We start from the raw sequence: 17,963 nt of genomic DNA, 5'->3' as shown, positions 1-17,963 counted from the left end.
AAGTGAACTGGTTCACACTAAGCAAAAAAGACCGCTATGTAGCGGTCTTTTTGTATGACTTAATTTTTAGCGATTAAGCAGATTTTTTAACAGCCTCTAAAAGCTCATTTTGACGAGTTTTAAGTGCAGCTGGTAAGCGCTCACCAAGTTTATCAAATAACTCAGTGTGGCTCTCAATCTCTTTGATCCATTGATCTTTGTTTTGAGAAGTCACAAGATTAAATTGATCTTTAGTGAAGTCAGAACCTGTCCAGTTCAATTGCTCATAAGTTGGAACAAAACCAATTGGTGTTTCTACTGCTTCAGCACGACCTTCACAACGGTCAATGATCCACTCAAGCACACGCATGTTTTGACCAAAACCAGGCCATACAAAGTTGCCTTCAGCATCGCGACGGAACCAGTTTACGTTATAAATGCCAGGAAGTTTATTGCCTGCAGCTTTTGCTTTCGCACCAACTTCTTCACCCATTTCTAACCAATGAGAGAAATAGTCAGCCATGTTGTAGCCAGCAAATGGAAGCATTGCAAATGGGTCACGGCGTACAACACCTTGTTGACCTACTGCAGCCGCAGTTGTTTCAGAACCCATTGTTGCTGCTTTATAAACACCATCAACCCAGTCAAAAGCTTCTGAGATTAAAGGTACTGTATCTGCACGACGACCACCAAAGATGAACGCAGAAATTGGTACGCCAGCTGGATTTTCCCAGTCAGCATCAATAGAAGGGCATTGACCCGCTGCAACGGTGAAACGCGCATTTGGATGTGCTGCTTTTTCACCAGCAACATGCGGTTGGCCTTTCCAGTTGGTCAAGTTAGCAGGCGCTTCTTTGGTTAAACCTTCCCACCATACATCGCCATCTTCTGTTACAGCAACGTTTGTATAGATGACATCTTTGTGAAGTGTCGCCATACAGTTTGGATTTGTTTTGATGTTTGTACCAGGTGCGACACCAAAGAAACCAGCTTCAGGGTTGATTGCATATAAGCGACCATCTTCACCTGGTTTGATCCAAGCAATATCGTCACCTACAGTTTCAATTTTCCAACCTTCATAACCTGCTGGTGGAATCAACATCGCAAAGTTGGTTTTACCACAAGCAGATGGGAATGCTGCTGCAATGTAGTGTTTCTCACCTTGTGGATTGGTTACACCAAGGATCAACATGTGTTCAGCTAACCAGCCTTGTTGACGACCCATAGATGATGCAATACGCAAAGCAAGGCATTTTTTACCCAATAATGCGTTACCGCCGTATCCTGAACCGTAAGACCAGATCTCACGCGTTTCTGGATAATGCACGATATATTTTTCTGGGTTACAAGGCCATGCAACATCTTTTTGACCTTCAGCCAGCGGAGCGCCAACAGTATGTACGCAAGGAACATAGTCGCCATCAGTGCCTAGTACGTCATAAACAGCTTTACCCATACGAGCCATTTTACGCATACTTACAGCAACATAAGGAGAATCTGTAATTTCGATGCCGATGTGAGCAATGTGAGAACCTAATGGACCCATAGAGAATGGAACCACGTACATGGTACGTCCTTGCATTGCACCATCAAACAAACCGTTAAGGCGAGTACGCATCTCAGCAGGAGCTTCCCAGTTGTTTGTCGCACCAGCATCTTCTTGTTTTTCAGAGCAGATGTATGTACGACCTTCAACACGCGCTACGTCAGACGGATCAGAATTCGCTAAATAAGAACCAGGATGTTTTTCTTGGTTCAACGCTTGCATAGTGCCGTTAGCGATCATCAAGTCGATATAACGTTGATTCTCTTCTTCGCTTCCGTCACACCATTCAATTTTTGCAGGTTTAGTTAATTTAGCAATTTCTTCAACCCATGCAATGAGCTTGGGATGACGAACGAATTCTGGTGCGTTCACTTGGGTCATGGTGAGGCCTATCTAAAATATGTACAATTTTGTGTACAAATAATAATCTGAATGAAGGGATACTACATTCAAATTTAAGTATGAAAAAAAGTGGTGGTATTAAAACATATATTCATAAAAAAAATAAGACTAAAGGCTTAAAAGATACCAATGCTCGAATTTTCACTAAGTGTTTGATTTGTATTATCTAACATGGATTATTGTTTGATTTTTATTGGTATTTTTAAATAGAATGTAGGGTATTTTAATTGTAAATAATAATAGTTTACAATAAGTTGAAATTATAAGATTTACTAAATTAATTATTGATTTAATAAATGGGCATAATTCGAATTTTACATAAAGGTGCTTTTATTTGTTTAGAAAATCGACGAAATTAGTGCAAATACTTCAAAATAATCAAGCTTATGGACACAGAACTCAAGCCGCTTTCAATGATTTACAATGAAAAGTCAGGTTTTCATGCCAATCAGAAAGATGATATTTATGAAAAACTCATGACCATCTGGACCTCACATGGTTTTGAAATTCAAGTTTTTGATATTGGTTCAGAGCCTGATATAAAAACCCTGATGCAAAAAATCTTTCAACGTCATGCACAATACACAGATTGTGGTGTCATTGTAGCTGCTGGTGGTGATGGTACGTTGAATGCAGTCGCCTCGCAAATGTTAAAGCAAAAAATTCCTATGGGAATACTACCTTTGGGTACTTTTAATTATGTGGCGCGTGTTCTACATATCCCTTTGAATATTTTAGAGGCAGCCAATGTGATTGCCACAGGGGAGCCGCGTGCCTCACATGTGGCCTGTATCAATGATCAAATTTATTTAAATAATGCCAGTTTAGGTTTGTATCCTTTGTTTATTAAAAAACGCGAAGAATATAATCGTCGGTTTGGACGCTTTCCTTTAAATGCGTATACGTCTGGTTTGGATGTCCTGATTCGTGATCGTAAAGAACTCAAATTAGAGATCGAAGTAGATGGGCAAAAGTATCCTGTAAAAACACCACTGATTTTTTTTGGTAATAATCAACTGCAATTAAAAGAATTGAATTTAAAAATTTCGAAATGTGCAGAGGTGGGGGAGATTGCCGGTGTGGTGATCGCCAAAGGAGATAAAGCCACTTTATTTAAAACTTTGTTTCAAACCATTCGTGGAAAATTGGAAAACGCTTCCGATGTGTATAGTTTTGGTGCACAAAAAGTCATTGTCTATTCAAAAAAGCCTAAACTGACTGTTGCTGTCGATGGAGAAATTGTTTCAATGACGACCCCATTAACCTTACACGTAGAAAAAAATGCTTTAAAAATTATGGTGCCGCATGTTATTGCATCTGTCTGATCTACATTTTGGTACTGAGCGTCCAGAGTGTATACGGGCGATTCAAAAGTTTTGTGCTGTGCATAAACCAGAAGTGGTTGTGGTGAGCGGTGATTTAACTCAACGTGCTAAATTTAAAGAATTCTATGCATGTAAGCAGTTTTTAGAATCACTAAACATCCCTTATTTTGTGGTGCCTGGCAACCATGATATTCCTTTGTATCATGTCTGGAATCGTGCCTTTAGACCATTTGGCTTATATCAACTGTTCTTTGGTAGTTTAGAACGCAGCTTATTTACAGAGCATTTTTATTTAATTGGCATGAACAGTATTCGTCGCCGTTATCACACACGCGGACATATTTCTTTTGAGCAAATTCAAAATGTAAATCAGTTGTTGGCCAATGCACCGAAAAATAAATTAAAAATAATCGTTAGTCATCAACCTTTTTATACCTCTAATGAAGACCATCACTTAAAAGATTGTCCAGCTTTAGGGCAGTTTGCCATTAAAGAATGGGGACAACATCAACTGTATGCTTTATTGCATGGTCATTTACATTTAGTTGCGGTCTATGATCTGAATCAAGCCTTTGCGCTAAATTTAAAGCAACCGGTTTATGAGGTTCATGCGGGTACAGCAGTTTCTCGACGTTTGCATAAAAATATACCTAATAGCTTTAATGTGATTCATCAAGATGGTGGCTTTGAACATTATTTTTTTGATGAACAATTACAGGAATTTATTGCCAAAACTGCACTAAAAAATTCTGAATTAGACATGATTTGATACAAAAGAAGAAAAAACATACAAATTAAATAAATTTTTTTTCGTTTTCCCCTTGAAGCGTTTATTTCCATCCCCACAAATGTGACATACAAATATTTTGTCGATGACCTAGGAATAAGAAGTCATCTTCGCTGAGTAATCAATGACATTTTAAATGTCTATGGAGTTAGAAATGAGCAAGATTCGTCCTTTACATGACAACGTTGTGATCCGCCGTGTTGAAAAAGAAACTAAAACAGCAGGTGGTTTGATTTTAAGTACTTCTGCAGCTGAACAACCTGCTCAAGGTGAAATTCTTGCTGTAGGTAATGGCAAAATCACTGATAACGGTGTACGCGCTTTAGACGTTAAAGTTGGCGATAACGTACTGTTTGGTGCTTATGCAGGTACTAAAGTTAAAGTTGATGGTGAAGAACTTCTTGTGATGAAAGAGTCTGACATTTTAGCGGTATTGGAAGGTTAATCTTCTGCCGTTGAGATGAGTTTTCATCCAAACATATTGGTCAAAATTTAAAATTTATAAAGATATCTGGAGTTTAGTATGTCAGCTAAAGACGTAAAATTTGGTGATTCAGCGCGTTCAAAAATGATCGCGGGCGTAAACGTACTTGCAGATGCAGTAAAAGTAACTTTAGGCCCTAAAGGTCGTAACGTGGTTATTGATCGTTCTTTCGGTGCACCGCACATCACTAAAGATGGTGTAACTGTTGCGAAAGAAATTTCTTTAAAAGACAAATTCGAAAACATGGGCGCGCAATTGGTTCGTGAAGTTTCTTCAAAAACCAATGATATCGCAGGTGACGGTACAACAACTGCAACTGTACTTGCTCAAGCGATTTTAAATGAAGGGATCAAATCAGTCACTGCGGGTATGAACCCAATGGATTTGAAACGTGGTATCGACCTTGCGGTTAGAGCTGTTGTTGAAAATATCAAAGCAACTGCTAAACCAGCTTCTGATACTAAAGCAATTGAACAAGTCGGTTCGATTTCTGCTAACTCTGATGAAACTGTAGGTAAGTTGATTGCGCAAGCAATGGAACGCGTTGGTAAAGAAGGCGTGATTACCGTTGAAGAAGGTTCAGGCTTTGAAGATGCGCTTGATGTTGTAGAAGGTATGCAGTTTGACCGTGGTTATATCAGCCCGTACTTTGCAAACAAACAAGATACTTTGACTGCTGAACTTGAAAATCCATTCATTCTTCTTGTTGATAAGAAAATTGGTAATATCCGTGAATTGATTACAGTTTTAGAAGCTGTTGCAAAAACAGGTAAACCATTACTCATCATCGCTGAAGATGTTGAGGGTGAAGCACTTGCAACACTGGTTGTAAACAACATGCGCGGTATCATCAAAGTATGTGCGGTTAAAGCACCTGGTTTTGGTGATCGTCGTAAAGCAATGCTTCAAGATATCGCAATCTTGACAGGTGCTACTGTGATTTCTGAAGAAGTGGGCATGTCTTTAGAGCAAGCAACACTTCAAGATTTAGGTACTGCACATAAAATCACGATTTCTAAAGAAAATACTGTGATTGTTGATGGTGCTGGTGATGCAAATCAAATTGCTGAACGTGTAACTCAAATTCGTGCTCAAATCGAAGAATCAACATCTGAATACGATAAAGAAAAACTTCAAGAGCGCGTAGCTAAACTCGCTGGCGGTGTTGCTGTAATCAAAATTGGTGCTGCAACTGAAGTTGAAATGAAAGAGAAGAAAGACCGTGTAGATGATGCGCTTCATGCAACGCGTGCTGCGGTTGAAGAAGGTGTTGTTGCAGGTGGTGGTGTTGCGTTGGTACGTGCAGCTAAAGTACTTGACGGTCTTGTTGGTGCAAATGATGACCAAACTGTAGGTGTGAACATCCTTCGTCGTGCGATCGAAGCGCCACTTCGTCAAATCGTGTCTAACGCGGGCGATGAGCCATCAGTTGTGATCAATGCAGTGAAGAGCGGTGAAGGTAACTTTGGTTACAATGCTGCAACTTCACAATATGGCGATATGTTAGAAATGGGTATCCTTGACCCTGCTAAAGTAACGCGTTCTGCACTTGAGCACGCTGCATCTGTTGCTGGTTTGATGTTAACAACTGAATGTATGATTACTGATATCCCAGAAGACAAACCTGCTATGCCTGATATGGGCGGCATGGGTGGTATGGGCGGAATGATGTAAACCGCTTATATGTAGTTTAAATTATTGTAATTTAATATGATTTAAGCTATTAGTTTTTAACTTACTCATAATGTTACTCACATTTGAGTTTGTTACTAAAAAGGTCACAAATTTTATTTGTGACCTTTTTAATTTTATAGACCTTAGATCTCTTAAAAACAGAAGCTATCATATTAGATAAGAGTTTAAATATTGAATGAATGGGAATATTAAAAAAAATACGCCTGAGAAAAATCAGGCGCTTTTGACTCAGAACAACATCTATTTCATTCTGACGTAAGAATGGAGTTTTCCTCATTCAATATGTATATTTTTTGATATTTTAAGCGACACCTATAAATAAGTATAAAAAGAGGGTAAATGATCAATTTGGAGGAAGTTATTCTAAAAAATGAGTTGATTCATTATCGATTAGTTATGTCTTCAACAAATATTAAGACTTTCATTATGCCGCCTTTCGTTTGAATTTGTTGAATCGGTACATCATAAGACGCACTATTCAGTGAGTTCATAAAATATGAATCTAGTCTGAATTATCACCAGTTAGCGTAGATAAACCTTGATAAAGACCAATCCGTAATTGTGATTTTTCTTATTGTTGCCAAAATCTTTTTCTTTGGATGGTTTGGAGATTTTTTCTTCGGCTTTGACCTGTTCTGGTTGTGATAATTTACTGATCTCATCAGAGAGAAGGTGTATAGGAAACTTATGAAAAAATACTATTGTGCGTAACCAAAATAAATAGATGAGGCGTTTAATACTTACGATTAAAAATTAAATAAGTATCTGAATATTATTGCTAAATATTAATTTAATAACAAAATAAAATTTAAATATCATCATTTTTTCAACTTTAGAAAACAACCAACAATTGAAATGAGTTTATAAATCGGTTACATTACATAATGTAACCTACAAGATGTAGGTTTAATGTCTTTTATACATTGACCTTAGATTATTAAAAGACACAAATTGGACGTTAGGAATTCTAGATAATTCCATGCGTTTTATCTTGAATGGATTCAATCTATGGAAAATAAAAAATGCAAAATAAAACTTATTTTTTCGCAGCTTTAACAATGGTGTTATGCCCTACCTATGCAATTGGCGCAGCTTTAGATAGGTCAGGTCAGTCTATTTCTGCTTTTTTTCAAGATGGTAATTATGCGGAAGTGGGAATATCGTCTTTGCATCCGACAGTAAAAGGGAAGGATAATAATCAAAATCATATCTCTGATATTGGAGATAGTTATACATTTGCTACTGCTGGTCTTAAACTTCAGCCTACAAAAAAAATTTCCTTAGGGTTGTTTTATGATGAACCTTTTGGAGCTAAAGCTACTTATCATGGAGTTAATAATTTTACAAATAGTGGAATAGCCGAAGAAACTGGTACCAAAGTGTATTCTCAGAGCGTGACAGGATTAGTCGGGTATAATTTAAATGATAATTTTAAACTCTATACAGGCATGGTTTATCAAGAAGTTAAAGGTAATGCCCAATTGAGGGGGGATGCATATAGTATATTTAATGGTTATGACATAAAAATTGAAAGAAATAATGCTCTAGGCTGGCTGGCTGGGGGTTCATATGAAGTACCTGAGATTGCTTTAAAAACCTCAATAACTTATAGATCAAAAATAAATCATAAGCTAACCTCACATGAAACTATAGGAATTGATAAATTATTACAAAAGGTTAATAGTGGTTTAAATCAAGTAGATGCTGGGATAGCTGAAGTTAATAAAGGCTTGGCTCAATTAGTAACGGTTCCATCAACAGATCCAAGAAAGCAATATTTACTTGCTCAACAAGATTCATTAATGAAAATGCGAAACGACTTATCTGGACAGCAAGCACAACTTAGTGGGCTAAACAGCCTAGTACCAACAAAATTGACTAGTTCCACTGAATTAATTACACCACAATCTATAAATTTTGATTTTCAAACGGGTTTAAACTCAAAAACGGTATTATTCGGTAATATCCGGTGGGTTGACTGGTCTAGTGTAAAATTAGGTCCAACAATGTTTACTACTCTATCTAAAGCAGTATATCCAAAAGATGGTTTTGATTTACTGTATTATTCTAAAGATCAGTGGTCGGCCAGTTTAGGATTGGGTCGTCAATTATCTGATAAATTGAGTGGTAGCGTTGCGTTTGGATGGGATGGGGGAGCTGGAAAGCCTGTCAGTTCTTTAGGACCAACTGATGGATATAAAAATATTGCAGTTGGATTACGCTACAAAATTTTCCAAAATGTAGAGCTATCTGGTGGCGTTAAATATTTTAAATTAGGTAATGCAACTAGCACTGTTGGGCCTGGAATACCAGCTGGAGAGTTTAATGGAAATTCAGCATTAGCATATGGTATGAAAATAGGTTATCGATTCTAAGTTCTATAATTGAAAGTAAACTTTGATTCGTCAAAGTTTACTAATATGCTCTTTTAACAGTCCTTATTCTTTATTATTTTTTATAAATAAGTCTACATTAAAAAACATTATTCTATAGATGAGTAATTATTTGCTAATAAATTTTTCTATTTGGTCAATAGCTTGATATGCTTCAGGAATTGGAGTGGCCATCCATACATGATAGAGGTTTGGATACTCATAAAACTCTGATTCTATATTATTTAATTTTGCTAACTTATGAAGTTTTTGCGCATCAACATTTAAAATATCAGCAGTGCCACTAAAAATAGAAATTGGTGGCAGGCCTGTTAATGAACCGTATAAGGGACTAACTTTTGGATCTGTTTTTTTGTTAGATCCAGCCCATTTATCTCCAGCCCACTTTAGGCCTTCAATACCTAACATTTTATCTTTTGGAGATAATTTTATTAAATTAGGATCAGTCATCGAGATATCTAGCCATGGTGAAAGGAGTATAATTTTGCTCGGTAATTTTTCCTTTATATCTCTTAACATCATACATAATGATAGAGATAAACCAGCACCAGCAGAATCTCCCATAAATATTATTTTTTTCTCACTATGATGATTTATACAACTTTTAATAAATGGAGAGAGTTTAAGAATTGATTCATCAAAGGTAGAATGAGGGGCTAATGGATATAAGGGGATTATAATTTCAAACTGAGTTTTTTCTGCAATTTTTTCTATTAGAAACCAATGTGATCTTACAATATTATTAACATATGCTCCACCATGAAAATATACAATCGTACCTTTAGGGACTAACTCTCTAGGTCGTATCTTATAATAGTCTAAATTAGTATTAAAAATTCCTTTTTCAACTTCAAATTTTTTCTTCAATTGTTTTGGGGGAGGACAAGGATTTTTTTTATGGTAGCAACTCTCTGAAAACTTCTTAATATTTGACATTTTCCTTTTTGAACCACGAAGTGGCAATACTATATAGTTTATTATTTTAGATGAGAAGCTAGCCATAGAAATTCCATTATGTCGAAATATTATATAAAAGTTATTTCCTTAATGTAGGTTACATTCTGTAGGTTACAGTGTCAATTTTTTCATGGTATAAAGATAATCTCAATCTTAATTTTTATGTACTATGACGATAGATGGTTATAAACATGGCCGAGTACCAAGGGCCATTCGTGAAAAGCAAATACTTGATATTGCAGAGAAACAATTTATTGAACTAGGCTATGATGAGGTATCAATTGAAAGTATTAGAACTGCGGCTAATGTAAGTCGTCCAATGGTATATGACTATTTTGGCTCAAAAGATCAAGTGTATTTAGCATGTGTTAAAAGAGCTAGAACTGAATATGAGAACAAATTAGTAGAGGTATTTAAAAGTAATCTGCCATTAAATGATCTTATTTTAAGAGTCACTACTATCTATTTTGAAATTGTAGAAACTAATCCTAAAAGGTGGGAAGCATTATTTGCTGGCTCAATGATTCCTGCAGTTGGTGATTTAGGGAAATCTTTAAATGATCTTCGCTTAGGTACTATAAAGCATTTAATTAACCTAATTACCCAACATTATCCAAATATAGATTATGAAAAAGTTGATGTTTTTGCTCATACTATATTTGCAATTGGAATACAATTAGGAATGTGGTGGATATCAAATCCGAATGTTTCAAAAGTTAAAGTAATTTCTTATAACATTGCTTTTGTAAATGGTGCTATAGACCAGTTAGCAATAAAATAAATTAATTTGTAATGTATAAACTCCAATATTTAAAAGTAAATAGAAGAGTTTATTACAAGAATTTTATTCAACTTTAGTCCAAACTTGACTACGGCATAAGGCTGAAGGGGTCTATGTCGCCTATGAATGTCATTTTTCTACCATTTGGATTAGTTTTAATTTTTCCTTTATATACTTTTTATTTGAAATCCATGTTGCTTTATTTATCTGATTTTCATGGGGACTGTACATAAGATTCACTTGGATAGACAATAATAGTTGCCTCAGTATTCTTTTTTGCTTGAAGATACAGACGTAGATCATGTTTTTCATATTTTGAGCAGTTAAAAAAACTTTCGATAGAGTTGAATGGGAAAGTTCTTTCTGCGGTCTTTTTTTTGATGACTAGGTGGGGCTATATTCGTTGAAAATTGCTTCATCCTTGTCTTTTTGTATATTTTTTATTATGCTTTTGTACTATTCGGTAAATATAAATACAACACGAAAACTGAGGGGAACTAAAATGAAAAGATTAATCTTCATTATTGCAATCAGCCAGATGCTAACAGGATGTTTAAGTATCATGGGACAAAGACTTGAAACAAGAAATGATTTTATGCAATCTTGGGTGGGGAGTACAGAAGAAAAACTGATCAGTAAATGGGGACCACCGTATAGAAGCTATGAACTCCCAAATGGTGCAAAAATTATTTCATATAATGATGGCTGGAATGCTTGTACAAGGAAATTTATGCTTGAACAAGGTAAGGTCACCAAATGGGGATATAGTAATTGTTCTATGGATATCAATCGACCTGACAAAATTGACAAGAATATCCCAATTCCAAAACCATCACTTTAATCCATTGTTTACAGAGATAATTTTAAGCTAAAAGTGCGCTGTTCGAGTTAAAAGGTCGTGGTGCTTAGACTGGATTAGTGCAGCAAAGCAAAATTAGGCTGTTATCAATTTTTATGAATTGACATTTTACCTGTGGGGGAATGTCAATAGTCTCTCTAATTTTTTAAAAGAATACTTACCTAACAAGATTATTTGATCTAGAAAAAATAACTTATCTAAAAAGAATAATGACCCAAGTAAAGAAAATAATTGCTTGAGCTACGAACTGTGCAGCACTTCCCATATCTTTGGCATTTTTAGACAGTGGATGGCGTTCTAAAGAAACACGATCAACCACAGCTTCTAATGCTGAATTAAACAATTCTACAATGATTGCCAATAAGCACACCGCAATCATCACTGCCTGTTCAACAGAAGAGACATCGACAAAAAATGTAATCGGAATTAAAACGATATTAATCCAAACAATTTGACGGAAAGCCGCTTCATTTTGATATGCAGCTTTAAATCCTGCTAAAGAATAGCCTGTCGCATTGAGAATGCGTTTGAAACCCGTCGTACCCTTAAATGGAGAATAATCACTCATAAATCAAAGCAGCTAAAGTTTTTAAGAAGTGTATTATTCTAAACTTAAATCGGAATTAATTTTAAACAAAAAACACCAAGTTTAGAAAAAATTAAGCAAATGCTTGAATCATTTGCTTATTTGTTTGAAAAAATCAGTTGTTACTTGGTATTTGGATTGGCTTTCCAGTACGCATCCAAAGCTTTACGACCTAAACCGGGATCATCGGTAAATACACCATCCACGCCAGCTTTAAAATACATCTCATATTCTTTGTTTGCGCCAGCTTCACAACGCTTGGCTGCATCTGCTTCAGCTGTGCTACATTTTAAATTGTTGGCAAGGAAATTATTTTCAGGACGGAAAGTATATGGATGGACTTTTAAGTTCACTGCATGTGCATCGGTAACGAAAGAAGAGGGTGCAGTATAGCTATCATTAAAAATATACGGTTTCCATGGACCAACACCATCGGCATATTTGGCGACGTCTTTTAAACCTTGTGCTGTGGCCATATCGCCATAAGTGGTTTTAATTCCTTGTGCGACATAATCTGCTGGGCTGATTTTCTTATCATCATAAAGCTGAATGATTTTGGCATGCTTTAAACTTTTGTGCGCTGTCAATTGGTCCTTAAAATACTTTAAATTATTGACTTCAAAAGACTGTAGATAAATCGGCGCAATTTCACGGCTATATTGGTACTTTGCCAAAGTCTTCAGCAATGGATCTTCCATGGCTAAATTTAATTTTTGAAAATATGTTGGGTGCTTGGTTTCGATGTAGAGTCCAACCACTTTACCGGTTTTTTTATAATTCTTTTCTGCCAGTTCAATAATCTGCTCAAGGGTAGGGATATTCAACTGATCATTGTATTGGGTATTGTTTGGGCGTAAAGCTGGAATACGCTCGCGGGCTTTAAGTTGATTTAATTCACTTAAAGTAAAGTCTTCTGTAAACCATCCCGTTAATGATGTCCCATCGATGATTTTCGTTTTCTTGCGATCTGCAAATTGGCTGAATGTGCTGACATTGGTTGTGCCACCAATTTCATTTTCATGACGTGCAACCAATACGCCATCTTTGGTTGATACCAAATCTGGCTCAATAAAATCAGCACCATCATCAATGGCTTTTTGATAACTTTCAAGGGTATGTTCAGGGCGTAAAGCACTCGCCCCACGGTGACCAACAATAATGATTTTAGGTTCTTTGTATTCTGGTGTGACGTTTTCTGTTTTTTTATCGTCATCATTACAAGCGGTTAATAGCGCCATAATACTGATCATTAACCCAGTATTTTTAATCATATTTTTCTCAAATTCTTATATGGAAACTGTGCATAGCTTATGTCATTAAATTGACACTGCGATGACATCAAGATGAAAAATTAATGAAATGCTTTTGGTAGATTTATGCCTAGAAGAAAAAAATTCTTCATAGTTTCTTCATATTTAAACTTATCATTCGCTTTTCTGTTATTTTTCCTTGAGTTTTTAGTTTAAGTCACAGAATATCCATATAAAGTCGATTTAATTGCTACAACAACTTTACCTCAATCCTTTGACGCAGAACCTACTCTGATGCTCTCAAAATTTTTTATTCAACGTCCTATTTTTGCCTGTGTACTTGCAATTATTGTCATGGCTTTAGGCGTATTTTCAGTCTTGAATTTACCGATAGAGCGATATCCAGATATTGCTCCGCCAAGGATTACTGTTTCTACAACCTATACAGGCGCAGATGCTGAAACTGTTGAAGAGAGTGTTACTCAGGTTTTAGAGCAGCAAATTAAAGGGATCGACAACCTGCTTTATTTTAGTTCGAGTAGTGACTCATCGGGTCGTGCCAGAATTAGTATCAGTTTTGAAAACGGAACGGATCCGGATACTGCACAAGTCCAAGTACAAAATAGTATTAATGGTGTACTGAACCGCTTACCAGATGATGTACAGCGTCAAGGTGTAACGGTGAATAAATCGCTTGGCGATACCTTTATGGTGGTGGGTTTGTATGATGAAACAGGTAAAAGTAACAATATCGAATTAGGTGACTATTTATCTGATCATATAGAACAAGAAATATCACGGATTGAAGGGATTGGTGAAGTTGATGTCTTCGGTTCTCAATACGCCATGCGAATTTGGCTGAATCCGAATTTACTGCGTCAGTATCAATTGATGCCCAGTGATATTCGCACAGCAATAGAAGCACAGAATACACAGGTTGCAGCTGGTGGCGTCGGTGATTTACCAGTAACTGCTGACCAATATTTAAATGCAAAAGTCACGGCTGGTTCACGTTTAAGAACAGTCGACGAATTTAAAAATATTATTGTTAAATCCAATACAGATGGTAGCTATATCTATTTAAAAGATGTGGCGCGTATTGAGTTGGGTGCAGAAAATTATCAGTCTTTTAATACCATTAATGGTTACCCTTCATCGGGCATGGGGATTTCTTTATCCTCTGGTGCAAATGCTTTAGCAACATCTGCACTCATCAAAGCTGAATTGGCGAAGATTTCTGAAAAACTGCCACAAGGTTATAAGATTGTTTATCCACGTGATAACACGCCGTTTGTGCAAGAATCGATTAAAGAGGTGGTCAAAACCTTATTAGAAGCCATCGTATTGGTGGTTCTGGTCATGTTTATTTTCCTACAAAGTTGGCGTGCAACGCTGGTTCCAACCATTACTGTACCGATTGTGATTTTAGGTACTTTTGCGGTACTCAATGTGCTCGGTATGAGTATTAACACATTGACTTTATTTGCCTTAGTGTTGGCAATTGGTCTGTTGGTCGATGATGCCATTGTGGTGGTGGAAAATGTTGAACGTTTGATGCATGAGCAGGGCTTAACTGCAAAACAGGCATCTATCGAGTCTATGCAGGAAATGACAGGAGCTTTGATTGGGATTACCGTGGTTTTGACGGCAGTATTTATTCCGATGGCGTTCTTTACAGGTTCGACAGGTGTAATTTATCGTCAATTCTCCATCACCTTAGTAGCGGCAATGGCCTTGTCATTGTTGGTTGCATTGATCTTAACCCCAGCACTCTGTGCCATTATTTTAAAACCCAATCCTAAACCTATGCGTTGGGCTACTTGGTTCAATCTTAAACTCGAAAATCTAAGACAAGGTTATATTCGCCTGATTCAAAAGACCTTAAATTTGAAATGGGTAATTTTGACGATTTTTGTGGCTTTGATTGCTGTATTTTCACTGATCTATCGGGCTTTACCCACCAGTTTTATTCCAAGTGAAGATCAGGGCATGTTGAGTGTACAGTTCCGTTTAGCTGATGGTGCACCGATGTCGAGTAGTCAGGTGGTTGGGGAAAATATTCGAAAATATTTCCTTGAGCATGAAAAACAAAATGTTGATATTGTCTTGATTCGTTATGGACGTAATTTTTCGGGTACAGGGCAAAATCTAGGAACAGGCTTTGTGGCTTTAAAGCATTGGGATGATCGCTCAGGTACACAAAATTCTGCGCAAGCAATTCGTGAGCGTGCGACAAAGTATTTTAGTCAAGATCGCAATGCCCGGATTACAGTCAGTTTGCCTGCTTCAGTAAATGGCTTGGGGGATAGTGATAGTTTAGAATTTTGGATTCAGGATATTAACGGTCAAGGACGGAAATATTTAGACCAACAATTCACTACATTGCAGGCACAAGCCAAACAGTTCCAATCCTTTGAAAATCTGGATAAAAAATCCAATCCAGATAAATCTAAGTTAAAAGTTGATGTTAATCAAAAATTGGCATTGGCAAATGGGCTGAGTCAGACCTCGATTAACAATACTTTGTCAGCAGCATGGGGTGGCTCTTATGTAAATGACTTTATTGATCGTGGACGAATTAAACGGGTGATGATGCAGGGCGATGCAGAGTTTCGTTCTAAGCCTGAAGATCTACAAGTATGGACGGTGCGTAATGCACAAAACCAAATGGTGCCATTTAGCAATTTCGCAACAACGCGCTGGGAAGGTGGACCAGATGTGGTGAATCGCTTCCAAGGTTATACCGCCTTACAAATGGAAGCCAATGCAGCGGCGCATACCAGTTCAGGTCAAGCCATGAAAGATATTCAGACCTTGATTAGTCAACAAGATGGAATTGATGTTGCGTGGAGTGGCTTGTCATTTGAAGAACAAAAATCAAGTAGCCAAGCATGGTTACTGTATTTGATTTCGATCGGCTTTATTTTCCTTTGCCTCGCAGCCTTATATGAAAGTTGGTCGATTCCAACTGCTGTAATAGCAGCAATTCCTTTGGGGATTGGAGGCAATATTATTTTTAGTAAATTGGCAGGTTTCCCAAACGATATTTACTTTCAAATTGCATTGCTGACCACGATTGGTTTGTCGTGTAAAAATGCGATTTTGATTGTTGAGTTTGCGGCACTATCACAGGAAAAAGGTAAAACAGCGATTGCTGCTGCATTAGAAGGCGCAGGGTTGCGGTTACGTCCAATTCTGATGACATCCTTGGCCTTTGGTGCGGGGATTATTCCCTTGGTTGTTGCATTGGGTGCAGGTGCTGCCAGTCGTCAAGAAATAGGGGTAAGCGTATTGGGTGGGGTGATCTTCGGAACAGTTTTAGTTTTGCTGTTTATCCCATTTATGTATGTGCTGGTTCGTTCAATTTTTAAATCAAAAGTACCCTCTGAGTAAGGGTGTTGATTGATGAGTTTTGCTTGCTCAATGTTCTTTGATGAAAATTGAGCAAGCTTCAAATCATATAGAATCTTTAAAATATGTTTCACAACAAAAAACATCTTTATTTTCGTGGGATTGCAGTCCAACATGTGGCAAAAGTTTGATGGAATTTGGATCATCCTATGCAATTTTCTTTGGCACTCGTTTCAGAAATAGAAAAAGCCATTCAAAACCATCAATTTGATCTCATTGAAAAACAATTTGAACAAATCAATGATGCCGATATCGCGAAAATTTTGGCAGATTTATCTTTAAATGAACAGCTGGCATTGGTGGAGTATTTGCCCAATGCTGCCTATATTCTTGAGTTTTTATCACTCGAACAACAACTTAAAATTTCTGAACATTTACCAAAACAGATACTGGTCAATATCATTTCTGAGATGCACTCGGATGATCGTACAGATTTATTTAAGTACTTGCCTTATGCATTACAGCAAGCTGTTTATGCCGATTTAAGCCCTGAAATACAACAGCAGATCCAACATTTAGCCAGATATCCAGAAGAGTCTGCTGGTGCAATCATGAGTTCAGATTATGTGACATTGTCACCTGATTTGAACATGACACAAGCCATCAAGCAGATCAGAGCAATTGCCACAGATCGTGAAACGGTCTATTTGATTTATGTGGTCAATGCACAAGGCAAGTTACTCGGGGTTGTGTCCTTACGTGAAATTATTCTTGCTGAGCCTGAGCAAACCATTGCTGAAGTTATGAGTACGGATTTGATTGTTGGGGACGTTAATGAAGACCAAGAGAGCATTGCAGAGAAGCTGCATTATTATGACTTTATTGCGCTGCCAATTGTTGATGAGCAACAACGTCTTTTAGGTATTGTTACTTATGATGATGCCATGGATGTCGTCACTGAAGAAGCCACAGAAGACTTTTTAAAATCCAGTGCAGTCTCATCGTCTCCTAAAATGAGTATTAAGACAGCACCGATTCATTACCTCTATAAAAAACGGGTATTTTGGTTGGTGATTTTGGTTTTTGGCAGCTTATTGTCTGGATTCGGGATTGCGCATTTTGAAGATATTATCGCAAAGAATATTGTGCTGGTATTCTTTTTGCCGCTTTTGGTCGGGAGTGGCGGGAATGCTGGCTCACAATCGGCCACGTTAATGGTACGGGCATTGGCAACGGGTGATGTACATTTAAAAGATTGGATGTATCTGATTGGGCGTGAAAGCTTGGTCGGTTTATGTTTGGGCGGAACAATGGCAATTGCTGTGTCCATTCTTGGCTACTTTAGAGGCGATGCAATGGTCGCTTTGGTTTTAGCTTTAAGTATGATGGGTATCGTATTGATGGGTTGCTTAATAGGAATGAGTCTGCCATTTATACTGAATCGTTTAAAACTGGATCCAGCAAGTGCTTCGGCACCCTTAGTAACTTCGATTTGCGATGCAACAGGCGTTATCGTTTACTTATGTATTGCATCGATTATTTTATAAGACATGGCTGAATGGTAAGCT

Annotated in this window: 13 protein-coding genes; 9 read left to right on the top strand and 4 right to left on the bottom strand. The window is 37.1% G+C overall.

The genetic code is table 11. The features are described from left to right. Window positions 1-73: 73 nt before the first annotated feature. Window positions 74-1,906: a phosphoenolpyruvate carboxykinase (GTP) gene (locus ACQ7EO_RS16310; protein ID WP_004722449.1), complete on the bottom strand. Its 1,833-nt coding sequence runs from the start codon at window positions 1,904-1,906 to the stop codon at window positions 74-76. A gap of 407 nt (window positions 1,907-2,313) precedes the next feature. Between ACQ7EO_RS16310 and ACQ7EO_RS16305 the strand changes: the two genes are divergently transcribed. From ACQ7EO_RS16305 to ACQ7EO_RS16285, 5 genes are all read left to right on the top strand, one after another. After that, window positions 2,314-3,252 carry a diacylglycerol/lipid kinase family protein gene (locus tag ACQ7EO_RS16305; RefSeq protein WP_434278040.1) on the top strand — a complete coding sequence of 313 codons (939 nt, stop codon included), beginning with the start codon at window positions 2,314-2,316 and terminating at the stop codon, window positions 3,250-3,252. After that, a complete protein-coding gene (locus ACQ7EO_RS16300; protein ID WP_270386853.1) occupies window positions 3,233-4,021 on the top strand; it encodes a metallophosphoesterase family protein in 789 nt (262 codons plus the stop codon). The genes ACQ7EO_RS16305 and ACQ7EO_RS16300 overlap by 20 nt, the downstream gene beginning before the upstream one ends. A gap of 172 nt (window positions 4,022-4,193) precedes the next feature. Further along, entirely contained in the window at window positions 4,194-4,484 is a 291-nt protein-coding gene (locus tag ACQ7EO_RS16295) for a co-chaperone GroES (protein WP_004722444.1), read from the top strand. Between the two features lie 78 nt (window positions 4,485-4,562). Next, window positions 4,563-6,197, top strand: coding sequence for a chaperonin GroEL (groL, locus tag ACQ7EO_RS16290; protein WP_004819670.1), 1,635 nt, complete (start codon window positions 4,563-4,565; stop codon window positions 6,195-6,197). A 1,043-nt stretch (window positions 6,198-7,240) separates the two neighbouring features. Beyond that, complete coding sequence (locus ACQ7EO_RS16285) at window positions 7,241-8,593, top strand: transporter (RefSeq protein WP_434278039.1); 1,353 nt, start codon at window positions 7,241-7,243, stop codon at window positions 8,591-8,593. Between the two features lie 126 nt (window positions 8,594-8,719). Here the strand turns inward: ACQ7EO_RS16285 and ACQ7EO_RS16280 are convergent, their stop codons facing one another. Next, the gene (locus ACQ7EO_RS16280; protein ID WP_434278037.1) at window positions 8,720-9,613 is read right to left on the bottom strand and encodes an alpha/beta hydrolase; all 894 of its coding nucleotides are present in this window, start codon (window positions 9,611-9,613) and stop codon (window positions 8,720-8,722) included. Window positions 9,614-9,737: 124 nt separating this feature from the next. Here ACQ7EO_RS16280 and ACQ7EO_RS16275 point away from each other — a divergent pair, with 124 nt between their 5' ends. Together ACQ7EO_RS16275 and ACQ7EO_RS16270 are read left to right on the top strand one after the other, a co-directional pair. Continuing rightward, entirely contained in the window at window positions 9,738-10,349 is a 612-nt protein-coding gene (locus ACQ7EO_RS16275) for a TetR/AcrR family transcriptional regulator (RefSeq protein ID WP_434278036.1), read from the top strand. Between the two features lie 502 nt (window positions 10,350-10,851). After that, on the top strand, window positions 10,852-11,190 hold the full coding sequence (locus ACQ7EO_RS16270; protein ID WP_004819671.1) for a hypothetical protein: 339 nt from the start codon (window positions 10,852-10,854) through the stop codon (window positions 11,188-11,190). A 211-nt stretch (window positions 11,191-11,401) separates the two neighbouring features. On the opposite strand, the gene ACQ7EO_RS16265 is transcribed toward ACQ7EO_RS16270, so the two are convergent. Together ACQ7EO_RS16265 and ACQ7EO_RS16260 are read right to left on the bottom strand one after the other, a co-directional pair. Then, on the bottom strand, window positions 11,402-11,776 hold the full coding sequence (locus ACQ7EO_RS16265) for a diacylglycerol kinase (protein WP_004819673.1): 375 nt from the start codon (window positions 11,774-11,776) through the stop codon (window positions 11,402-11,404). Window positions 11,777-11,916: 140 nt separating this feature from the next. Further along, window positions 11,917-13,065 (bottom strand): glycerophosphodiester phosphodiesterase, encoded by a 1,149-nt coding sequence (locus tag ACQ7EO_RS16260; RefSeq protein WP_419313123.1) that lies wholly within the window; start codon window positions 13,063-13,065, stop codon window positions 11,917-11,919. 273 nt (window positions 13,066-13,338) lie between these two features. On the opposite strand from ACQ7EO_RS16260, the gene ACQ7EO_RS16255 reads away from it, so the two are divergent. Both ACQ7EO_RS16255 and mgtE read left to right on the top strand, forming a co-directional pair. Then, entirely contained in the window at window positions 13,339-16,437 is a 3,099-nt protein-coding gene (locus tag ACQ7EO_RS16255; RefSeq protein WP_434278035.1) for a multidrug efflux RND transporter permease subunit, read from the top strand. Window positions 16,438-16,604: 167 nt separating this feature from the next. Continuing rightward, window positions 16,605-17,942: a magnesium transporter gene (gene mgtE / locus ACQ7EO_RS16250; RefSeq protein ID WP_004819678.1), complete on the top strand. Its 1,338-nt coding sequence runs from the start codon at window positions 16,605-16,607 to the stop codon at window positions 17,940-17,942. Window positions 17,943-17,963 lie beyond the last annotated feature (21 nt).

Source organism: Acinetobacter sp. CE-15 (assembly GCF_051059255.1).
Taxonomy (GTDB): domain Bacteria; phylum Pseudomonadota; class Gammaproteobacteria; order Pseudomonadales; family Moraxellaceae; genus Acinetobacter; species Acinetobacter guillouiae.
Note: the sequence above shows the minus strand (reverse complement) of the source record. Positions and strands in the feature narration are given on the sequence as shown.